Here is a 17,336-nt window from a genome sequence, read left to right as displayed (position 1 = left end):
GGGAATACCCCTACATCCTGTCGGGAACATCACCAGTGCATTCAGGAACCCCCCGATTCCGCCTGCCCGGGATCAAAAGCAAGATGTGTTCCACAAGGCGTCGGGGAGCGGCGCCGGGGAACTGAAATGAAGGCTGCACTTTCGACCCAGCTGGGCCAGACGCTTCACCTCACGCCGCAGTTGCTGCAGTCCATCCGACTGCTGCAGCTGGATGGGCTGCACCTGGAACAGGAAATCCAGCGCCTGCTGGACTCCAACCCGCTGCTGGAAATCGAGGACGCCGAAGCACCGGCGGCCGACGCCACCGACGCCAGCGCCACCACCCTGGAAACGGCCGCCTTCGATGAGCTGCCCGAGTCCTCGATGTGGGACGTGGCCGGCAGCAGCTGGCAGGACGGCGACGACGACCGCATGGCATGCATCGCCGCCGGCGAATCCACCGACCCGCAGCTGCGCGTGCTGCAGCGCCTGGCGCTGGATCTGGACGAGCGCGAGCTGGCCGTGGCCGCCTTCTGGCTGGAACACTGCGACGAAGCCGGCTACCTGCAGGCCCCGCTGGACCAGCTGCAGCTGCTGGCCAGCGCCCAGTTCGACATCGACGGCGCCGGCGTGGAAGCCATCCGCCAGCAGCTGCTGCACGGTGAACCGGCCGGCATGGCCGCACAGGACCTGCGCGAAGGCCTGCTGGCCCAGCTCTACAGCCTGCACGGCGTGGTGCCGGCCCGGCACCTGGCCGCGCGCATCCTGGAAGGCGCGCTGGACGCCCTGGCCGCACATGACTACCCCGCGCTGGCCCGCCAGCACGATGCCGAAGTGGATGACGTGCGCGAGGCCGTGCGCCTGATCCTGTCGCTGCAGCCGCGCCCGGGCGACAGCCTGCTGCCCGAGCGCAATGCCGTCGTGGTGCCGGACGTGGTCGCCTGGCACGCCGACGAGCAGTGGAAGGTGGCGCTGAATCCGGCCACCAGCCGCCGCGTCTCGATCAACAGCCAGTACGAGCAGGCCCTGGCCGAAACCAGCGACGCCGCCCCGGCACTGCGCGAGATGCTGCAGGAAGCGCGCTGGTTCAGCCGCGGCCTGTCCATGCGCTACGACACCCTGCTGCGCACCGCGCGGGTGATCGTCGAGCGCCAGGCCGCGTTCCTGGTGCGTGGCGAGGAAGCCATGGCGCCGCTGACCCTGAAGGAAGTGGCCGAAGAGATCGGCATGCACGAATCCACGGTGTCGCGCATCACCACCGGCAAGTTCCTGCAGACCCCGCGCGGCACCTTCGAACTGAAGCATTTCTTCGCGGTGCGCCTGGAAGGTGCCAGCGTGTCCGGCCAGGCCGTGAAGGCCATGGTCCGCCGCCTGATCGACGCCGAACCGGCCGGTCGCCCGCTGGCCGACGAGGCCATTGCGGGACTTCTGTCACGCCAGGGGGTGAACATTGCCCGCCGAACCGTCGCAAAATACCGCGAACAACTGGATATCGCCCCGGCCCGTGAACGGCGCCGGCTCAGCGCCAGGCAACCACAGCTGGCCCGAGTGGGCTGAAAAGGATGTTGCACATGAACAAGCTCACAGTGCTGCTGGTCGACGACCATGAGGGTTTCATCAACGCAGCGATGCGCCACTTCCGCAAGATCGACTGGCTGCAGATCGTCGGCAGCGCCGGCAACGGCCTGGAAGCCATCGAGCGCTCCGAGTCGCTGCGCCCGCAGGTGGTGCTGATGGACCTGGCCATGCCGGAAATGGGCGGCCTGCAGGCCACCCGCCTGATCAAGTCGCAGGATGATGCCCCGTACATCGTGATCGCCAGCCACTTCGACGACGTCGAGCACCGCGAGCATGCGCTGCGCGCCGGCGCCGACAATTTCGTCAGCAAGTTGTCGTACATCCAGGAAGTCATGCCGATCCTGGAAGGCCTCAGGGAGGATCGATCGTGAGTGAATCGCGCATCCTTGTACTGGACAACGACGCCGTGCGTGCCGAGCGCACCGTTGCCCTGCTGGAATTCATGGACTTCAACCCGCGCTGGGTGTCCGACGCGGCCGATTTCGACCTGGGCCGCCAGCGCCAGAACGACTGGATGGCCGTGATCGTCGGCAGCCTGGACGACAGCGCCGCCAGCACCGCGCTGTACGCCTGGCTGGGCGGCAGCAGCCTGCCGCCGCCGGTGCTGCTGGCCGACGGTGAAGCTGCAGCGTTTGCCCAGCAGCACGGCCTGCACGAGGCCAACATCTGGCCGCTGGAAGCCCCGCTGCGCCACACCCAGATGGAAGCGCTGCTGCGCCGCGCCAGCCTCAAGCGCCTGGACGCCGAGCACCAGGCCGGCGCCGCACAGGACCACGGCCCGACCGGCAACGGCCCGGCGGTGACCGGGCTGCGCACGATGATCGAGCAGGTGGCGGCCTTCGACACCACCGTGCTGGTGCTGGGCGAATCGGGCACCGGCAAGGAAGTGGTCTCGCGTTCGATCCACCAGCGCTCGCCGCGCCGTGATGGCCCGTTCGTTGCGATCAACTGCGGCGCCATCCCCGCCGACCTGCTGGAAAGCGAGCTGTTCGGGCACGAAAAGGGCGCCTTCACCGGTGCATTGACCGCGCGCAAGGGCCGTTTCGAAATGGCCGAGGGCGGCACCCTGCTGCTGGACGAAATCGGCGACATGAGCCTGCCGATGCAGGTGAAGCTGCTGCGCGTGCTGCAGGAGCGCAGCTTCGAACGCGTCGGTGGCAACCAGACCATCCGCTGCAACGTGCGCGTGGTCGCAGCGACCCACCGCGATCTGGAAACCCGCATCGCCGAAGGCAAGTTCCGCGAGGATCTGTTCTACCGCCTCAACGTCTTCCCGATCGAAGTGCCGGCCCTGCGCGAACGTCGCGAAGACCTGCCCGCCCTGGTCGAAACCATCGCCATGCAGCTCGGCCGCACCGGCCGTGGCGAAGTGCGCTTCACCCCGGAAGCCCTGCAGGCCCTGGCCAGCTACGAGTGGCCCGGCAACGTGCGCGAGCTGACCAACCTGGTCGAGCGCCTGGCCGTGCTGCACCCGGGTGGTTCGGTGCGCGTGCAGGACCTGCCGGCCCGCTATCGTGGCGACGCCGCGCTGGCCGTGGTGGCAGCGCCCGCCCCGGCGCCGGTGGCCGCCAGCGAGGAACGCCTGGACCTGCGCAGCTTTTCCTTCCACACCCCGGGCAGCGGCGGCCAGGCCGCACCGGAGAACGGTGCCACCCAGGCGGCCCTGCCCAATGACGGCCTGGACCTGCGCAACCACATGGCCACGATCGAACTGGGCCTGATCAACGAAGCACTGGAACGCACCCAGGGCGTCGTCGCCCATGCCGCCCAGCTGCTCGGCCTGCGCCGCACCACCCTGGTGGAAAAGCTGCGCAAGTACGGCATCGAGCGCGAGCAGGCCGAACTGGCCAGCTGAGCCGATGACGCCGGGGTCAGATCCCTCCCGCAGGGAGGGCTCTGACCCCACGCGATCCCAAAGGGGTCGGAGCCCTTTCCGCTGGAAAGGGATCCGACCCCTTTGCATTTGCACGTAGCTGCTGACCTGTCTCAGCGACCACCAGGGCCGCTTCATCTACACACAGCACGATGGCCCACTGCTGCCGCGCCAGCGCCAGAATTCCGGCCGCTGGACCCTGCAGCCATTGGCCGGAAAACCGACGCCGGTTAAATGACGCCTTCACTGGGGTCAGAGCCAGTGCCGACCAACGGTCGGCACCCACCATCAGCAGCAGCACCATCAGCAGCAGCAGCAGCAGCAGCAGCAGCAGCTTCCAACAGGTCGCGGCCAACTGTCGAAGGCGGGGTGGGTCCGGTTGAGGGGGCGTGAGCCGCATGGATGCGGCGACCGAGCTTACAGGGACGTACTTGCAGCGTCCCCCTCAACCGGACCCACCCCGCCATCCCACGGAATGCAGGCTTTTGCTTTTGCCGTTGCCGTTGACTTTGCCTCGGCAGGTGCAGGGCGCAGCCCTGCCAGCACCCCCACAATCCTCACGACACTGAATCGAAAACCGGTTTCGGCACGCCACTTGCACCTGTTCCCGCGAACACCCCCATCCCTGTTTCTGGAACCGTTGCAGATGTCCCACTCCGTCACTTCGATCCTTTCCCAGATCCGCTCCTATCAGACCCAGATGGGACAGCCGGCGACGCTCAACCCGCTGGCCGAAGCGCCGCGCAGCAATGCCCTGCCCGGCGCGGTCCTGGATGCATCGCAGGTCCAGCCCGCCAGCTTCACCGAGACCCTGCGCGGCGCCATCGCCGGCGTCAACGACGCCCAGCAGAAGTCCGGCGCCCTGGCTAAGGCCTTTGAACTGGGCGAACCCGGCGCCGACCTGGCCAAGGTGATGGTCGCCTCGCAGCAGTCCCAGATCGCCTTCCGCGCCACCGTGGAAGTCCGCAACCGTCTCGTCCAGGCTTACCAGGACGTGATGAACATGCCGCTGTAAGGAACATTGACGCATGGCACTGACGCTCTCCAAGGAAACCCTGAACGCCGAAAAGGCCGGGCAGTGGTTCGACCGCCTGCAGAGTCTGCAGATCACCCGCCGCCTCGGCCTGATGGCGATGATCTCGGTGGCGGTGGCGGCAGGCCTGTTCGTGTTCTTCTGGTCGCAGAAGCCCGGCATGGTCCCGCTGTACACCGGCCTGGACCAGAAGGCGACCGCCGAAGCCACCGACCTGCTGCGCGCGGCACAGATTCCGTTCGAGCTGGACCCGGCCACCGGTGGCATCACCGTGCCGGAAAAGAACCTGCACGATGCCCGCCTGAAGCTGGCCGGCTCCGGCCTGACCGACAGCGGCAAGCTCGGCTTCGAGCTGATGGAACGTGACCCCGGCTTCGGCGTCAGCCAGTTCGTCGAAAGCGCGCGCTACCAGCACGCGCTGGAAACCGAACTGTCGCGCACCATCAACACCCTGCGCCCGGTGCGCGATTCGCGCGTGCACCTGGCCATTCCCAAGCCCAGCGCCTTCACCCGCCAGCGTGACGTGGCCAGCGCCTCGGTCACCCTGGAACTGCGTGGCGGCCAGCAGCTGGAACGCAGCCAGGTCGATGCCATCGTGCACATGGTGGCCGCCGCCATTCCTGATCTTGCGCCGGAACGGGTGACCATCGTCGACCAGAGCGGCCGCATGCTCAGCGTCAGCGACCCGAACAGCGAGGCCGCGGTCAACGCCGCCCAGTTCGAGCAGGTGCGCCGCCAGGAAACCTCGTTCAACCAGCGCATCCGCGAGCTGCTGGAACCGATGACCGGCCCCGGCCGCGTCAACCCGGAAGTGAGCGTGGACATGGACTTCTCGGTGACCGAGGAAGCCCGCGAACTCTACAACGGTGAACCGCAGAAGCTGCGCAGCGAGCAGATGAGCGAGAACACCAGCAGCACCCCGGGCCCGCAGGGCGTGCCGGGCGCGACCAGCAACAGCCCGCCGGGCCAGCAGGCCGCACCGCCGACCGCGCAGACCCCGACCGAAAGCAGCAAGAACGCGACCCGCAACTACGAGCTGGACCGCACCCTGCAGCACACCCGCCAGCCGGCTGGCCGCATCAAGCGCGTCTCGGTGGCGGTGCTGGTGGACAACGTGCCGCGCGCCGGCGCCAACGGCAAGGTCACCCCGCAGCCGCTGGCGGCCGCTGAACTGACCCGCGTCGAGGCGCTGGTGAAGCAGGCGGTGGGCTTCAATGCCGAGCGTGGCGACACCGTATCGGTGATGAACGCGCCGTTCGTGCGCGACACGACCCCGGTGGAAGGCCCGGCCTGGTGGGAGCTGCCGTGGGTGTTCGACGCCGGCCGCATGGTGCTGGGCGCGGTGGTGGTGCTGGCGCTGCTGTTCGGCGTGCTGCGCCCTGCCCTGCGCGGCATCACCGGGCAGAACAGGAAGGACGAGAACACCGAGCTGGAACCGCACACCGCGGACGTACAGCTGGTGGATGACGATGGCACGCCGCTGCCGGCGCTGGGCGCTGACCGCGTCAGCCTGGCCGGCGCGGACCCTCTGGCCCTGCCGGTGGATTCTTATGAGGAACGACTGCGGATGGCCCGTGAAGCCGTGAAGACCGATTCCAAGCGCGTGGCCCAGGTGGTCAAGGGCTGGGTGGCCAATGACTGACGTGCAACTGACCGGCGTGCAGCGCGCCGCCGTGCTGCTGCTGTCGCTGGGTGAACTGGACGCGGCCGAAGTGCTGCGCCACATGGAACCCAAGGAAGTGCAGAAGATCGGCATCGCCATGGCGACCATGACCGACATCACCCGCGAGCAGGTGGGCCGGGTCATGGACCAGTTCAACCAGGAACTGGGTTCGAAGACCTCGCTGGGCGTGGGCTCGGACGACTACATCCGCAACATGCTGATCCAGGCGCTGGGCACCGAGAAGGCCAGCGGCCTGATCGACCGCATCCTGCTGGGCCGCAACACCACCGGCCTGGACGCGCTGAAGTGGATGGACCCGCGCGCGGTGGCCGACCTGGTGCGCAACGAGCACCCGCAGATCATCGCCATCGTGATGGCCCACCTGGAAACCGACCAGGCCGCCGACGCGCTGAAGCTGCTGCCCGACCGCACCCGCGTCGACGTGCTGCTGCGCATCGCCACCCTGGACGGCATTCCGCCGAACGCGCTGAATGAACTGAACGAGATCATGGAGCGCCAGTTCGCCGGCAACCAGAACCTGAAGTCGTCCAACATCGGCGGCGTGCAGTGCGCGGCCAACATCCTCAACTTCATGGAAAGTGGCCAGGACCAGGCGATCCTGGGCGAGATCGCGCGCATCGACGCGCCGCTCAGCGGCCGCATCCAGGACCTGATGTTCGTGTTCGACGACCTGGTGGACCTGGACGACCGCGAGATGCAGCTGGTGCTGCGCGAAGTCAGCGGCGAACGCCTGGGCCTGGCCCTGCGCGGCGCCGACATCAAGGTGCGCGACAAGATCACCCGCAACATGTCGCAGCGTGCGGCCGAGATCCTGCTGGAAGACATGGAAGCCCGTGGCCCGGTGCGCCTGTCCGATGTGGAAGGCGCGCAGCGCGAGATCCTGGCCATCGTCAAGCGCATGGCCGATGAGGGCACCGTCACCATCGGTGGCAGCGCGGAGGCCATGCTGTGAGCAACGTCGTGCGCTGGCTTGCCCCCGACCTGCTGGCCCAGCCGCAAGCGCAGCTGGAGCAGGAGGATATCTTCGAACTCACCGAGCCGGACCCCGAGCACGAGCCGGAACCGGTGCTGCAGCTGCCGACCCTGGAGGAAATCCAGGCGATCCAGGACAGCGCCGAGAAGGAAGGCTTCCAGCACGGCCACGCCGATGGCTACGGCCAGGGCCAGGCCGAGGTACGCCGCCTGGTCGCGCAGATGGAAGGCATCCTCGACAACTTCAGCCGGCCGCTGGCACGGCTGGAGAACGAAGTGGTCGGCGCGCTGGGCGAACTGGCGGTGCGCATCGCTGGCGCACTGGTCGGCCGCGCCTACGAGGCCGACCCGGCCCTGCTGGCGCAGCTGGTGGGCGAAGCGGTGGATGCGGTCGGCGGCAGCACGCGTGAAGTGGAAGTGCGCCTGCACCCGGACGACATCGCCGCGCTCGCGCCGTTGATGACCCTCACCCCGACCCAGCGCTTGGTGCCCGATACCAGCCTGAGCCGCGGCGACCTGCGCGTGCACGCCGAAGCGGTGCGCATCGACGGCACCCTGGAAGCGCGCCTGCGTGGCGCACTCGATGCGGTGATCCGCCAGACCGGAGCCACGCCATGACCCCCGAACCGAACCTGCCCCCGCCGTCGACCGACTGGGCCGTGGCCCGCAATCTGCGCCTGGCCCGCCGCCTGGATGGCCTGCGCGTGGATACCGCGCACGGCCGCGGGCTGATCCGTGAGGGCGTGCTGCGCCGCGCGGTCGGCCTGACCCTGGAAGCGGTGGGCTGCGAGGCGCCGCTGGGTGCCAGCTGCAAGGTCGAAGTGGTCGATGGCGGCTGGGTCGACGCCGAAGTGGTCGGCTTCGCCGGCGAGCGCACCTACCTGATGCCCAGCGCCGAACTGCATGGCCTGCTGCCCAACGCACGCGTGGTGCCGTCTGCGCGCCGTGGCGGCGTGGAAGTGGGCGAAGGCCTGCTCGGCCGCGTGATCGACAGCGATGGCGTGCCGCTGGATGGCAAGGGCCCGATCCGTGCGGAAGGCCACGTCGGCATGGCTGGCGTTTCGATCAATCCACTCGCGCGCGAGCCGATCACCCAGCCCCTGGACGTGGGCGTGCGCGCCATCAACGCCCTGCTGCCGATCGGCCGAGGGCAGCGCGTGGGCCTGTTCGCAGGTTCCGGTGTCGGTAAATCGACGCTGCTGGGCATGATGACCCGCTACACCGCCGCCGACGTCATCGTGGTCGGCCTGATCGGTGAGCGCGGCCGCGAAGTCCGCGATTTCGTCGAAACCACGCTGGGCGAGGAAGGCCTGCGCCGCGCGGTGGTGGTGGCCAGCCCGGCCGACCGCCCGCCGCTGGCACGCCTGCACGGTGCCTACCGCGCCACCGCCATTGCCGAGTGGTTCCGCGACCAGGGCCTGAACGTGCTGTTGCTGATGGATTCGCTGACCCGCTTCGCCCAGGCGCAGCGCGAGATCGGCCTGTCGGTGGGTGAACCGCCGACCACCCGCGGCTACCCGCCGTCGGTCTTCGCCAAGCTGCCGGCGCTGGTCGAACGCGCCGGCAACGGCGCCAAGGGCCGGGGCTCGATCACCGCCTTCTACACCGTGCTGACCGAGGGCGATGACCCGCAGGATCCGATCGCCGACGCGGCGCGCGCCATCCTCGACGGCCACATCCTGCTCTCGCGCCGGGTGGCCGACAGTGGCCTGTACCCGGCCATCGACGTTGAATCGTCGGTCAGCCGCGTGGTCACGGAAATCGCCGACGAGCCGTGGCGCCTGCGCATCCGCAAGCTCAAGCGCCTGGTCTCGGCCTATTCCTCCAACCGCGACCTCATCGCGATCGGTGCGTACCAGCGCGGCAACGATGCCGCCACCGACGAAGCCCTGGAACGCTGGCCGGAAATCATGGAGTTTCTCGGCCAGGACGTGGCCAAGGCCGCTGATCTTCCGCACAGCCAGGCGGCGCTGCAGCGCCTTGTGGATTAAGAGAGCCTAACCATGACACAGTCCAAGCGCATCGATCCCCTGCTGAAGCGCGCCCAGGAGCACGAAGACGCCGTAGCCCGCGACCTGGCCGAGCGCCAGCGCGTGCTCGACACCCACCTGTCACGCCTGGATGAGCTCCGCCGTTACGCCGAGGAATATGCGAACGCGCAGATGGCCGCCACCAGCCCGGCACAGCTGCTGAACCGCCGCGCCTTCCTCGACCGCCTCGACAGCGCGGTGGAACAGCAGCAGGCCACGGTGAACGGCAACCGCGAGAAGGTGGAAGCCGAACGCGCGCGCCTGATCCTGGCCAGCCGTGACAAGGCCGTGCTGGAACAGCTGGCCGCCAGCTACCGCGCCCAGGAAAAGGTGGTGACCGACCGCCGCGACCAGCGCGAGATGGATGACATCGGCGCCCGCCGTGCACGCCTGGCGCAGACGGCGGAGCCGGACGGCGGCGAGCAGGGAGGCCGCACGTGATGCCCTCCGCACTGTCCAGCAGCATCGGCACCGGCGGCACCGCCAGCAGCACTTCCAGCAGCACCGCCAGCCCGACGCGCAGCACCGGCAGTGGCAAGGATTTCGGGCAGATGCTGCAGGGCTCGCCCGCGGCCGAAGCGAAGCCCACGCCTGCCAGCAAGGCACCGCCGTCCAACAGCGCACTGGCCAACCCGGACGGCGGCGCGGATGCACCGGCCAGCAGCGCCGTAGACAGCGACGGCGCGACGACCGAAACGACGACTGCCACCCCGCCGCCTACCCAGGCCACGACGGACGACAAGGACAGCAGCGCCGACGGCGACGATGCGCCGTGGCCGCCGCTCGGTCTGGCCGGGCTGGTACTGGCCACGCCCGTGCCGGCCGAAGCCGCCGCCACCGCGCCGGTGGTGAACACCGATGGCGCCGATGCGGCACTGCCGGCCGCTGCTCCGGCGCTGGCCGCCGGCGCAGCCGTGACCACCGCAGCGACTGCCGCTGCGACCGACAGCGACGGCGACATTGCCACCCAGCCCCTGCCGGACATGGTCCTCGGCCAGCAGGCGCTGGAGGGCGCCGACGACAGCGACGGCCTGCTGATCGGCGATCGCACGCCGCCGGCCACGTTGCAGGGTGCATTCCCCGCCGCGCTGCAGGACCTGAAGGCCGCACTGGCCAGCACGCCGGTCTTCGACGGCGAACCGACGCCCACCCCGATCCTGGGTGACGACGGCTTCGACCAGGCGGTCGGCGCACGCCTCGGCTGGCTGGCCGACCAGAAGATCGGCCACGCCCACATCCGCCTGAACCCGGAAGACCTCGGCCCGGTGGACGTGCGCCTGCAGATGAATGGCGACAAGGTCCACGCCAGCTTCAGCAGCCCGCACGTGGACGTGCGCCATGCGCTGGAAAGCAGCCTGCCGCGCCTGCGTGAACTGCTGGGCGAACAGGGCTTCCAGCTGGCCCATGCCGATGTCGGCCACCAGAACGGCGGCGACGGCAGTCCGTCGGCGCAGGCCGGCGGCACGGGCGACCTGGCCGGCGGCGACAGAGAACCGTCGCGGGGCGACACCACGGTGTCGGCCGCACAGCTGATGCGCCAGCGCGGGCTGTTGGACGCCTACGCGTAAGCGGTAGCGCCGGGCCGTGCCCGGCGGTTTTCCGCACCGACGGAATTCTGTCGCACCCCTCTCCTCGCGCTGCGGCACGCCCCTTGCATATCCCGGTGAAGCAACCCTCAGGAGCTTCACCTCGTGGCCGCAGCCGCTGACAAAACCAAGAAGACCGCCGACAAGGACAAGGCCGCCAAGCCGCGCAGTCCGCTGTTGATCACCGCCCTGGTGGCCGTGCTGGCCGCAGGTGCCGCCGGTGGCGGCGTCTGGTTCTTCAACCAGTCCAAGCACGAAGACAAGACCGCCGAGGCCCCGAAGAAGGGTGCCGTGCCGGCCCCGGCACAGTACTTCGCGCTGGACCCGGCCTTCGTGGTCAACCTCAACGGTTCGCTGGACGGCCCGCGCTACCTGCAGGTGGAAGTACAGCTGATGACCCGCGATCCGGCCGCGCTGGAAGCGATCAAGACCCACGCCCCGGCCATCCGCGCACGCCTGCTGATGCTGTTCTCGCAGGTCACCTCCGACCAGATCGCCGACATCGCCGGCAAGCAGAAGCTGCAGGCCAATTCGCTGGCCGAAGTGCAGAAGGTGCTCAAGGCCGAGACCGGCAGCAACGGTGCCGACGATCTGCTGTTCACCAGCTTCGTGACCCAGTAAGGGCTGCCCCCGATGAATGACCTGCTGTCCCAGGATGAGATCGATGCCCTGCTCCATGGCGTGGACAGTGGCGCGGTCGAAACCGAACCGGAGGCGCCCAGTGGCGAGGCCCGTTCGTACGATTTCGCCAGCCAGGACCGGATCATCCGCGGTCGCATGCCGACCCTGGAAATGGTCCACGAGCGTTTCGCGCGCCTGTGGCGGATCGGCCTGTTCAACCTGATCCGCCGCTCGGCCGAGCTCTCGGTGCGCGGCATCGAGCTGATCAAGTTCAACGATTACATGCACTCGCTGTATGTGCCGACCAACCTGAACCTGATCCGCTTCAAGCCGCTGCGAGGCACCGGCCTGATCGTGTTCGAGCCGACCCTGGTGTTTGCCATCGTCGACAACTTCTTCGGCGGTGACGGGCGCTACCCGACCCGCATCGAAGGCCGCGAGTTCACTGCCACCGAAATGCGGGTGATCCAGCTGCTGCTGAAGCAGACCTTCGCCGACCTGCGCGAAGCCTGGGCACCGGTGATGGAAGTGGATTTCGAATACATCAATTCGGAAATCAACCCGCACTTCGCCAACATCGTGACGCCGCGCGAGTACGTGGTGGTGTGCCGCCTGCATGTCGAACTCGACGGCGGTGGCGGCGACATCCACGTCACCCTGCCTTACTCGATGCTCGAGCCGATCCGCGAGCTGCTCGACGCCGGCATCCAGAGCGACCGCAACGACCGCGATGCCAGCTGGGGCGTGATGCTGCGCGAGCAGCTCAACATCGCCGAAGTGACCCTGTCCAGCGTGCTGGCCAGCAAGCGCATGACCCTGCGTGACCTGACCCGGCTGAAGGTTGGCGACATCCTGCCGATCGAGCTGAACCCGCAGGTGCCGCTGTGCGTGGAGAACATCCCGGTGTTCACCGGCGAGTTCGGCGTCGCCAACGGCATGAACGCCGTGAAGATCACCGCTACCCATCCGCCGGGCACCCGCCCGCGCGTACCCGTCATCCAGGAAGACCCGCAATGAACGATATCGACGCCCTCGAACCGACCCCGGCCCAGTTCGGCAACCTGGAGGCCGATGAGTCGATCGGCCCGGACCTGAACCTGGACGTGATCCTCGACGTGCCGGTGACCCTGTCGCTGGAAGTCGGCCGCGCCCGCCTGCCGATCCGCAACCTGCTGCAGCTCAACCAGGGCTCGGTGGTGGAGCTGGAACGCGGCGCCGGCGAATCGCTGGATGTGTTCGTCAACGGCACCCTGATCGCCCATGGCGAAGTGGTGGTCATCAACGATCGCTTCGGCGTGCGCCTGACCGACGTGGTCAGCCCGAGCGAGCGGATCCGGAGACTGCGTTGAGCCTGCTGCTCGCCACCGCCCAGGCGGCTGCGAAGACCGCCCCGCAGATCGGCCAGCATGCGGCCAGTGCACCGAGCCTGTTCGGCGCGGTGCTGGCGCTGCTGGCAGTGCTGGCGCTGGTGGTCGGCCTCGGCTGGCTGCTCAAGCGCATGCCGGGCAGCGGCTTCCGCCCGCCGGAGGGCATGAAGCTGGTGGCCAGCCTGAATGTTGGCGCCAAGGAGCGCGTGGTGGTGGTCGAGGTCAATGGCCAGCAGCTGCTGCTGGGCGTGACCGCCGGCAGCATCAACACGCTGCACACCCTTTCCGAACCGCTGCCGCCGCCCGCGCCGGCGCGCGTGCCGGACTTCAAGAACCTGCCGAATTTCGCCCAGCTGCTGCAACAGCGGCTGCGCAAGGACCCCTGACATGCGTGTCGCCCGTACCCGCCCCGCCACCGTTCTGTCGTGGCTGCTGTTGATCGCCCTGTGCCTGCTGCCCGTGCTGGCGTTTGCCACGCCCGGTGCGCCGGCCGCGCTGCCGGACGTCAACGTCGGCAAGATCGGCGGCCAGCCGGTCAGCCTGCCGTTGCAGACCCTGCTGCTGATGACGGCGATCACCCTGATCCCGTCGATGCTGCTGGTGCTGACCTCGTTCACCCGCATCATCATCGTGCTGGGCCTGCTGCGGCAGGCGCTGGGCACCGGGCAGACGCCGTCCAACCAGGTGCTGCTGGGCCTGGCCCTGTTCCTGACCGCGATGATCATGATGCCGACCTGGGACAAGGCGTGGAGCACGGGCATGGCGCCCTACCTCAACGGCGACATCGACTTCCAGACCGCGTGGACCCTGACCACGCAGCCGCTCCGCGGTTTCATGCTGGCGCAGATCCGCGAGACCGACCTGATGACCTTCGCCGGCATCGCCGGGCACGGCACCTACGCCAGCCCCGACGCGATCCCGTTCCCGGTGCTGGTGGCCTCGTTCGTCACCAGTGAACTGAAGACCGCCTTCGAGATCGGCTTCCTGATCTTCATCCCGTTCGTGATCATCGATCTGGTCGTGGCCAGCGTGCTGATGTCGATGGGCATGATGATGCTGTCGCCGATGCTGGTGTCGGCCCCGTTCAAGATTCTGCTGTTCGTGCTGGTCGATGGCTGGGTGCTGACGGTGGGTACGCTGGCGGCGAGCTTCAATCCGGCGTGAATCAATCCGGCGTGAATGAAACACGCCCCGCCGGGCATGGCCCGGCGCTACCGATGGAACAACGATGTCTCCCGAACTTGCCTTGACCGAACTGCGTGGCGGCCTGATCACCGTGTTGTGGGTGGCCGGCCCGCTGCTGCTCACCGTGCTGGTGGTGGGCGTGGTGGTGGGCGTGGTGCAGGCCGCGACCCAGCTCAACGAGCCGACCATCGCCTTCGTCGCCAAAGCCGCTGCGTTGACGGCGGTGCTGTTTGCCCTGGGCAGCCTGCTGATCGGCCACCTGGTCGAATTCACCACGCTGCTGTTCCAGCGCATTCCACACCTGATCGGCTAGGAAACACGCGCTGATGGATGCCGCCACCCAGATGGCTGCCGACGGCCTGCAGGCCTTCAGCATGATCGCCACGGTGCTGTGGACGATGCTGCGCATCGGCGCGGTGGCGATGGCCATGCCCATGATCGGCACCCGCGCGGTGCCGCAGCGGATCCGTGTGATCCTGGCCGGCACCCTGTCCATCGCCCTCGCCCCGCTGCTGCCGCCGGTACCGGAATGGACCGGCTTCGACGCCGCCACCGTGCTGACCATCGCCCGTGAACTTGCCATCGGCGTGTCCATCGGCTTCATGCTGCGGTTGATCTTCGAGGCCGGCGCCATGGCCGGCGAACTGGTCGCGCAGGGCACCGGCCTGGCCTTCGCGCAGATGAGCGATCCGCTGCGCGGCGGCACCTCCGGCGTCATCGGCCAGTGGTTCTACCTGCTGTTCGGCCTGCTGTTCTTCACCGCCAACGGCCACCTGGCGTTGATCTCGCTGGTGGTGGACAGCTACCGCGCGCTGCCGATCGGTGCGCCCCTGCCCGACCCGAACGCCTTCTTCAGCATCGCCCCGACCCTGCTGCTGACCGCCCTGCGCGGCGCCCTCACCCTGGCCATCCCGCTGACGGTGGCGATGCTGGCGGTGAACCTCGCCTTCGGCGTGCTGGCACGTGCCGCGCCGGCACTGAACCCGATCCAGCTGGGCCTGCCGGTCTCGCTGCTGCTGGGCCTGTTCCTGCTGGCCCTGCTGGTGGGTGAGATGGGTCCGCCGGTGCAGCGCCTGTTCGACGCGGCCTTCGAAGCGGCGGGTGCGGTCACGCGGTGACGCGCATCTACCCCTCCGCCCCTGGTTCGCGCTAGAGTGAATGGGCGGTGCCCAGGGGGACGCCGCACCTGGCAGCCGCCGTGCGGGCTGCCTGCCTCATCCATGCCCCAACGTAGTTTTTCCGTCGACAGGATGGTCCGGGAGAAAGACGAATGCTGGTAGGCACGTACAACCCGTGGCTGGTAGCCGTTTCGCTGCTGGTCGCGGTGATGGCGTCGTACACCGCGCTGGCCATGGCCGGCCGCACGGTCACCGCGCCCGGCAAAGGCGCCACCTGGTGGTGGCGGCTCGGCGGCGGTTTTGCCATGGGCCTGGGCATCTGGTCCATGCACTTCATCGGCATGCTCGCCTTCGACCTGCCCATCCCGCTGGGCTACGACCTGCCGATTACCTTACTGTCGCTGGGCATGGCCATCGCCGCCTCGGTGTTCGCACTGTGGCTGGTTTCGCTGCGCACCCTGCCACACCCGCGCCTGGCCGGTGGCGCGGTGCTGATGGGCACGGGCATCGCCGGCATGCACTACGTCGGCATGGCTGCGATGCGCATGAACCCGGACATCGACTACGACCCGGTCTGGCTGGCGCTGTCGCTGCTGGTCGCAGTGGCCGCCTCATGGGTCGCCCTATACGTCGCCTTCCGGCTGCGCGCGCAGCACACCCGCAGCGTTGATCGACTGGCGGCCGCTGGCCTGCTCGGCCTGGCCATCGTCGGCATGCACTACACCGGCATGGCCGCCGCCCGCTTTCCGGAAGGCAGCGTCTGCGGTGCGGCCGTGGGCGATGGCCTGCAGAGCACCTGGCTGGCGATGCTGGTGGTGGTGCTTACCGTGGCGATCCTGGCGGTGGTGCTGGTGGTGTCCTGGATGGACCAGCGGGTAGAGGCGCAGCTGCTGCGCCTGCGCAACTCGATGCTGAGCACCTCGCTGACCGATGCCCAGCAGGAACTCACCCAGGCAGCGCTGCACGATCCGCTCACCCGCCTGCCGAACCGGCTGCTGCTGCAGCGGGGCATCGTGCAGGCGCTGGCCGAGGCCGAACAGGGCGGCAGCCGCTTCGCGGTGATGTTCATGGACCTGGATGGCTTCAAGCAGGTCAATGATGCCTATGGCCACCAGGCCGGTGATGCGCTGCTGGTGGCGGTGGCCGAACGCACGCGCCAGCTGCTGCGGCCCGACGACCTGCTGGCCCGTCTGGGCGGCGATGAGTTCGTGCTGGTGGTGCGTATCGAACACGACGAGGATCTGCCAACCCTGGCCCGGCGCATCCTGCAGGCGGTGGGCAGCGCGCCGCTGCTGCCCGACAGCGAACTGCAGGTGACCGCCAGCATCGGTGTGGCGATCTGCCCCGACCACGCCGCCAGCGAACGGCAGCTGATGGCCTTCGCAGATGCAGCGATGTACCAGGCCAAGGAATCAGGCCGCAACGCCTTCGTGATGTTCGCCGACTGGATGAACGACAGCGCCGAGCAGCAGTTCCGCCTGCTGGCCGACCTGCGCAAAGCGATCAGCAGCGACCAGCTGTTCCTGCATTTCCAGCCGAAGATCCAGGTGGCCACGCAGAAGGTGGCCGGTGCCGAGGCGCTGATCCGCTGGCGCCATCCCGAGCACGGGTTGATCCCGCCGGACCGCTTCATCCGCCTGGCCGAGCGCAGTGGCGCCATCAACGAAATCGGCCGCTGGGCGCTGGACCAGGCCTGCGCGCAGCTGCGCCGCTGGCACGACGCCGGCCATGAGGGCTGGTCGATGTCGGTCAACCTGTCGCCGGTGCAGTTCGGCTCGCCGCACCTGCTGCAGGACGTGACCGAGGTGCTCGAGCGGCACCGCATCACCCCGCGCCAGCTGGTGCTGGAAATCACCGAAAGCACGGTGATGCGCGATACCGACACCAGCCTGCGCCTGCTGCAGGCGCTGTCGGCGCTGGGCGTGGGCATTTCCATCGATGATTTCGGCACCGGCTATTCCAGCCTGCTGTACCTGAAGCGTCTGCCGGCCACCGAGATCAAGATCGACCACGCCTTCGTCCGCGACCTGGAACACAGCGCCGAGGACGTGGTGATCGTCTCGGCCATCGTGGCCCTGGGCCACGCGCTGGACATGGACATCGTGGCCGAGGGCGTGGAGACCGCTGCCCAGCGGGCCTACCTGGAACGGCTGGGCTGCGATTACCTGCAGGGCTTCCTGCTCGGCCGGCCGGTGGATGCCGCCCGCTTCATGCAGCTGCACGACCTGCCGCGACCACGGGTGGAACTGGCGCAGAGCCCGCCGCCCAACGGCGACGCTCCCTTGTAGCGCCGAACCTGCGCTCGGCTGG

The 17,336-nt window shown here is 68.5% G+C and carries 19 protein-coding genes; 18 read left to right on the top strand and 1 reads right to left on the bottom strand.

Annotated features, from left to right (window positions below):
• Positions 1 to 126 precede the first annotated feature (126 nt).
• Genes rpoN through IAE56_RS06060 form a run of 3 tightly spaced genes read left to right on the top strand, consistent with a single transcriptional unit; the run spans position 127 to position 3,412 of the window.
• On the top strand, positions 127 to 1,536 hold the full coding sequence (gene rpoN / locus IAE56_RS06070) for an RNA polymerase factor sigma-54 (RefSeq protein WP_200751861.1): 1,410 nt from the start codon (positions 127 to 129) through the stop codon (positions 1,534 to 1,536).
• A 14-nt stretch (positions 1,537 to 1,550) separates the two neighbouring features.
• Positions 1,551 to 1,928 (top strand): response regulator transcription factor, encoded by a 378-nt coding sequence (locus IAE56_RS06065; protein ID WP_049460600.1) that lies wholly within the window; start codon positions 1,551 to 1,553, stop codon positions 1,926 to 1,928.
• Positions 1,925 to 3,412: a sigma-54 dependent transcriptional regulator gene (locus IAE56_RS06060; RefSeq protein ID WP_200751860.1), complete on the top strand. Its 1,488-nt coding sequence runs from the start codon at positions 1,925 to 1,927 to the stop codon at positions 3,410 to 3,412. The genes IAE56_RS06065 and IAE56_RS06060 overlap by 4 nt, the downstream gene beginning before the upstream one ends.
• Positions 3,413 to 3,428: 16 nt before the next feature.
• On the opposite strand, the gene IAE56_RS06055 is transcribed toward IAE56_RS06060, so the two are convergent.
• Positions 3,429 to 3,785, bottom strand: a complete 357-nt coding sequence (locus IAE56_RS06055; RefSeq protein WP_200751859.1) for a hypothetical protein — start codon at positions 3,783 to 3,785, stop codon at positions 3,429 to 3,431.
• Between the two features lie 291 nt (positions 3,786 to 4,076).
• Between IAE56_RS06055 and fliE the strand changes: the two genes are divergently transcribed.
• From fliE to IAE56_RS05980, 15 genes are all read left to right on the top strand, one after another.
• Positions 4,077 to 4,445, top strand: a complete 369-nt coding sequence (gene fliE, locus IAE56_RS06050; RefSeq protein WP_200751858.1) for a flagellar hook-basal body complex protein FliE — start codon at positions 4,077 to 4,079, stop codon at positions 4,443 to 4,445.
• 13 nt (positions 4,446 to 4,458) lie between these two features.
• Positions 4,459 to 6,105, top strand: a complete 1,647-nt coding sequence (gene fliF, locus IAE56_RS06045; RefSeq protein WP_200751857.1) for a flagellar basal-body MS-ring/collar protein FliF — start codon at positions 4,459 to 4,461, stop codon at positions 6,103 to 6,105.
• A gap of 7 nt (positions 6,106 to 6,112) precedes the next feature.
• The gene (gene fliG / locus IAE56_RS06040; protein ID WP_108770676.1) at positions 6,113 to 7,099 is read left to right on the top strand and encodes a flagellar motor switch protein FliG; all 987 of its coding nucleotides are present in this window, start codon (positions 6,113 to 6,115) and stop codon (positions 7,097 to 7,099) included.
• Between the two features lie 29 nt (positions 7,100 to 7,128).
• The gene (locus IAE56_RS06035) at positions 7,129 to 7,737 is read left to right on the top strand and encodes a FliH/SctL family protein (protein ID WP_200751875.1); all 609 of its coding nucleotides are present in this window, start codon (positions 7,129 to 7,131) and stop codon (positions 7,735 to 7,737) included.
• Positions 7,734 to 9,110 carry a FliI/YscN family ATPase gene (locus tag IAE56_RS06030; RefSeq protein ID WP_200751856.1) on the top strand — a complete coding sequence of 459 codons (1,377 nt, stop codon included), beginning with the start codon at positions 7,734 to 7,736 and terminating at the stop codon, positions 9,108 to 9,110. Before IAE56_RS06035 ends, IAE56_RS06030 begins: the two co-directional genes overlap by 4 nt.
• Positions 9,111 to 9,122: 12 nt before the next feature.
• Complete coding sequence (fliJ, locus tag IAE56_RS06025; RefSeq protein ID WP_108768798.1) at positions 9,123 to 9,590, top strand: flagellar export protein FliJ; 468 nt, start codon at positions 9,123 to 9,125, stop codon at positions 9,588 to 9,590.
• Complete coding sequence (locus IAE56_RS06020) at positions 9,590 to 10,717, top strand: flagellar hook-length control protein FliK (protein WP_200751874.1); 1,128 nt, start codon at positions 9,590 to 9,592, stop codon at positions 10,715 to 10,717. Before fliJ ends, IAE56_RS06020 begins: the two co-directional genes overlap by 1 nt.
• Before the next feature lie 123 nt (positions 10,718 to 10,840).
• Positions 10,841 to 11,356 carry a flagellar basal body-associated FliL family protein gene (locus IAE56_RS06015; RefSeq protein ID WP_200751855.1) on the top strand — a complete coding sequence of 172 codons (516 nt, stop codon included), beginning with the start codon at positions 10,841 to 10,843 and terminating at the stop codon, positions 11,354 to 11,356.
• A gap of 12 nt (positions 11,357 to 11,368) precedes the next feature.
• Positions 11,369 to 12,373 (top strand): flagellar motor switch protein FliM, encoded by a 1,005-nt coding sequence (fliM, locus tag IAE56_RS06010; RefSeq protein WP_108759997.1) that lies wholly within the window; start codon positions 11,369 to 11,371, stop codon positions 12,371 to 12,373.
• On the top strand, positions 12,370 to 12,705 hold the full coding sequence (gene fliN, locus IAE56_RS06005) for a flagellar motor switch protein FliN (RefSeq protein WP_116864685.1): 336 nt from the start codon (positions 12,370 to 12,372) through the stop codon (positions 12,703 to 12,705). The genes fliM and fliN overlap by 4 nt, the downstream gene beginning before the upstream one ends.
• Positions 12,702 to 13,109: a flagellar biosynthetic protein FliO gene (fliO, locus tag IAE56_RS06000; RefSeq protein ID WP_108768794.1), complete on the top strand. Its 408-nt coding sequence runs from the start codon at positions 12,702 to 12,704 to the stop codon at positions 13,107 to 13,109. Before fliN ends, fliO begins: the two co-directional genes overlap by 4 nt.
• 1 nt (position 13,110) lies before the next feature.
• Entirely contained in the window at positions 13,111 to 13,887 is a 777-nt protein-coding gene (gene fliP, locus IAE56_RS05995; RefSeq protein WP_200751854.1) for a flagellar type III secretion system pore protein FliP, read from the top strand.
• Between the two features lie 64 nt (positions 13,888 to 13,951).
• Positions 13,952 to 14,221 (top strand): flagellar biosynthetic protein FliQ, encoded by a 270-nt coding sequence (locus tag IAE56_RS05990; protein WP_005413254.1) that lies wholly within the window; start codon positions 13,952 to 13,954, stop codon positions 14,219 to 14,221.
• Positions 14,222 to 14,234: 13 nt separating this feature from the next.
• Positions 14,235 to 15,026, top strand: a complete 792-nt coding sequence (gene fliR / locus IAE56_RS05985; RefSeq protein WP_164075414.1) for a flagellar biosynthetic protein FliR — start codon at positions 14,235 to 14,237, stop codon at positions 15,024 to 15,026.
• A gap of 152 nt (positions 15,027 to 15,178) precedes the next feature.
• Positions 15,179 to 17,314: a bifunctional diguanylate cyclase/phosphodiesterase gene (locus IAE56_RS05980; protein WP_200751853.1), complete on the top strand. Its 2,136-nt coding sequence runs from the start codon at positions 15,179 to 15,181 to the stop codon at positions 17,312 to 17,314.
• Positions 17,315 to 17,336: the final 22 nt, after the last annotated feature.

Origin of the sequence: Stenotrophomonas sp. S41, from assembly GCF_016624625.1 — a bacterium.
In the GTDB taxonomy this organism is placed as follows: Bacteria; Pseudomonadota; Gammaproteobacteria; order Xanthomonadales; family Xanthomonadaceae; genus Stenotrophomonas.
This window is presented reverse-complemented; position numbering and strand designations above follow the sequence as displayed.

Coding starts and splice junctions, on each gene's coding strand:
- rpoN (WP_200751861.1), top strand. CDS start 127: ATGAAGGCTGCACTTTCGACCCAGCTGGGCCAGACGCTTCACCTCACG.
- IAE56_RS06065 (WP_049460600.1), top strand. CDS start 1,551: ATGAACAAGCTCACAGTGCTGCTGGTCGACGACCATGAGGGTTTCATC.
- fliP (WP_200751854.1), top strand. CDS start 13,111: ATGCGTGTCGCCCGTACCCGCCCCGCCACCGTTCTGTCGTGGCTGCTG.
- fliM (WP_108759997.1), top strand. CDS start 11,369: ATGAATGACCTGCTGTCCCAGGATGAGATCGATGCCCTGCTCCATGGC.
- IAE56_RS05990 (WP_005413254.1), top strand. CDS start 13,952: ATGTCTCCCGAACTTGCCTTGACCGAACTGCGTGGCGGCCTGATCACC.
- IAE56_RS06030 (WP_200751856.1), top strand. CDS start 7,734: ATGACCCCCGAACCGAACCTGCCCCCGCCGTCGACCGACTGGGCCGTG.
- fliF (WP_200751857.1), top strand. CDS start 4,459: ATGGCACTGACGCTCTCCAAGGAAACCCTGAACGCCGAAAAGGCCGGG.
- IAE56_RS05980 (WP_200751853.1), top strand. CDS start 15,179: ATGCTGGTAGGCACGTACAACCCGTGGCTGGTAGCCGTTTCGCTGCTG.
- fliR (WP_164075414.1), top strand. CDS start 14,235: ATGGATGCCGCCACCCAGATGGCTGCCGACGGCCTGCAGGCCTTCAGC.
- fliE (WP_200751858.1), top strand. CDS start 4,077: ATGTCCCACTCCGTCACTTCGATCCTTTCCCAGATCCGCTCCTATCAG.
- IAE56_RS06020 (WP_200751874.1), top strand. CDS start 9,590: ATGCCCTCCGCACTGTCCAGCAGCATCGGCACCGGCGGCACCGCCAGC.
- fliJ (WP_108768798.1), top strand. CDS start 9,123: ATGACACAGTCCAAGCGCATCGATCCCCTGCTGAAGCGCGCCCAGGAG.
- fliN (WP_116864685.1), top strand. CDS start 12,370: ATGAACGATATCGACGCCCTCGAACCGACCCCGGCCCAGTTCGGCAAC.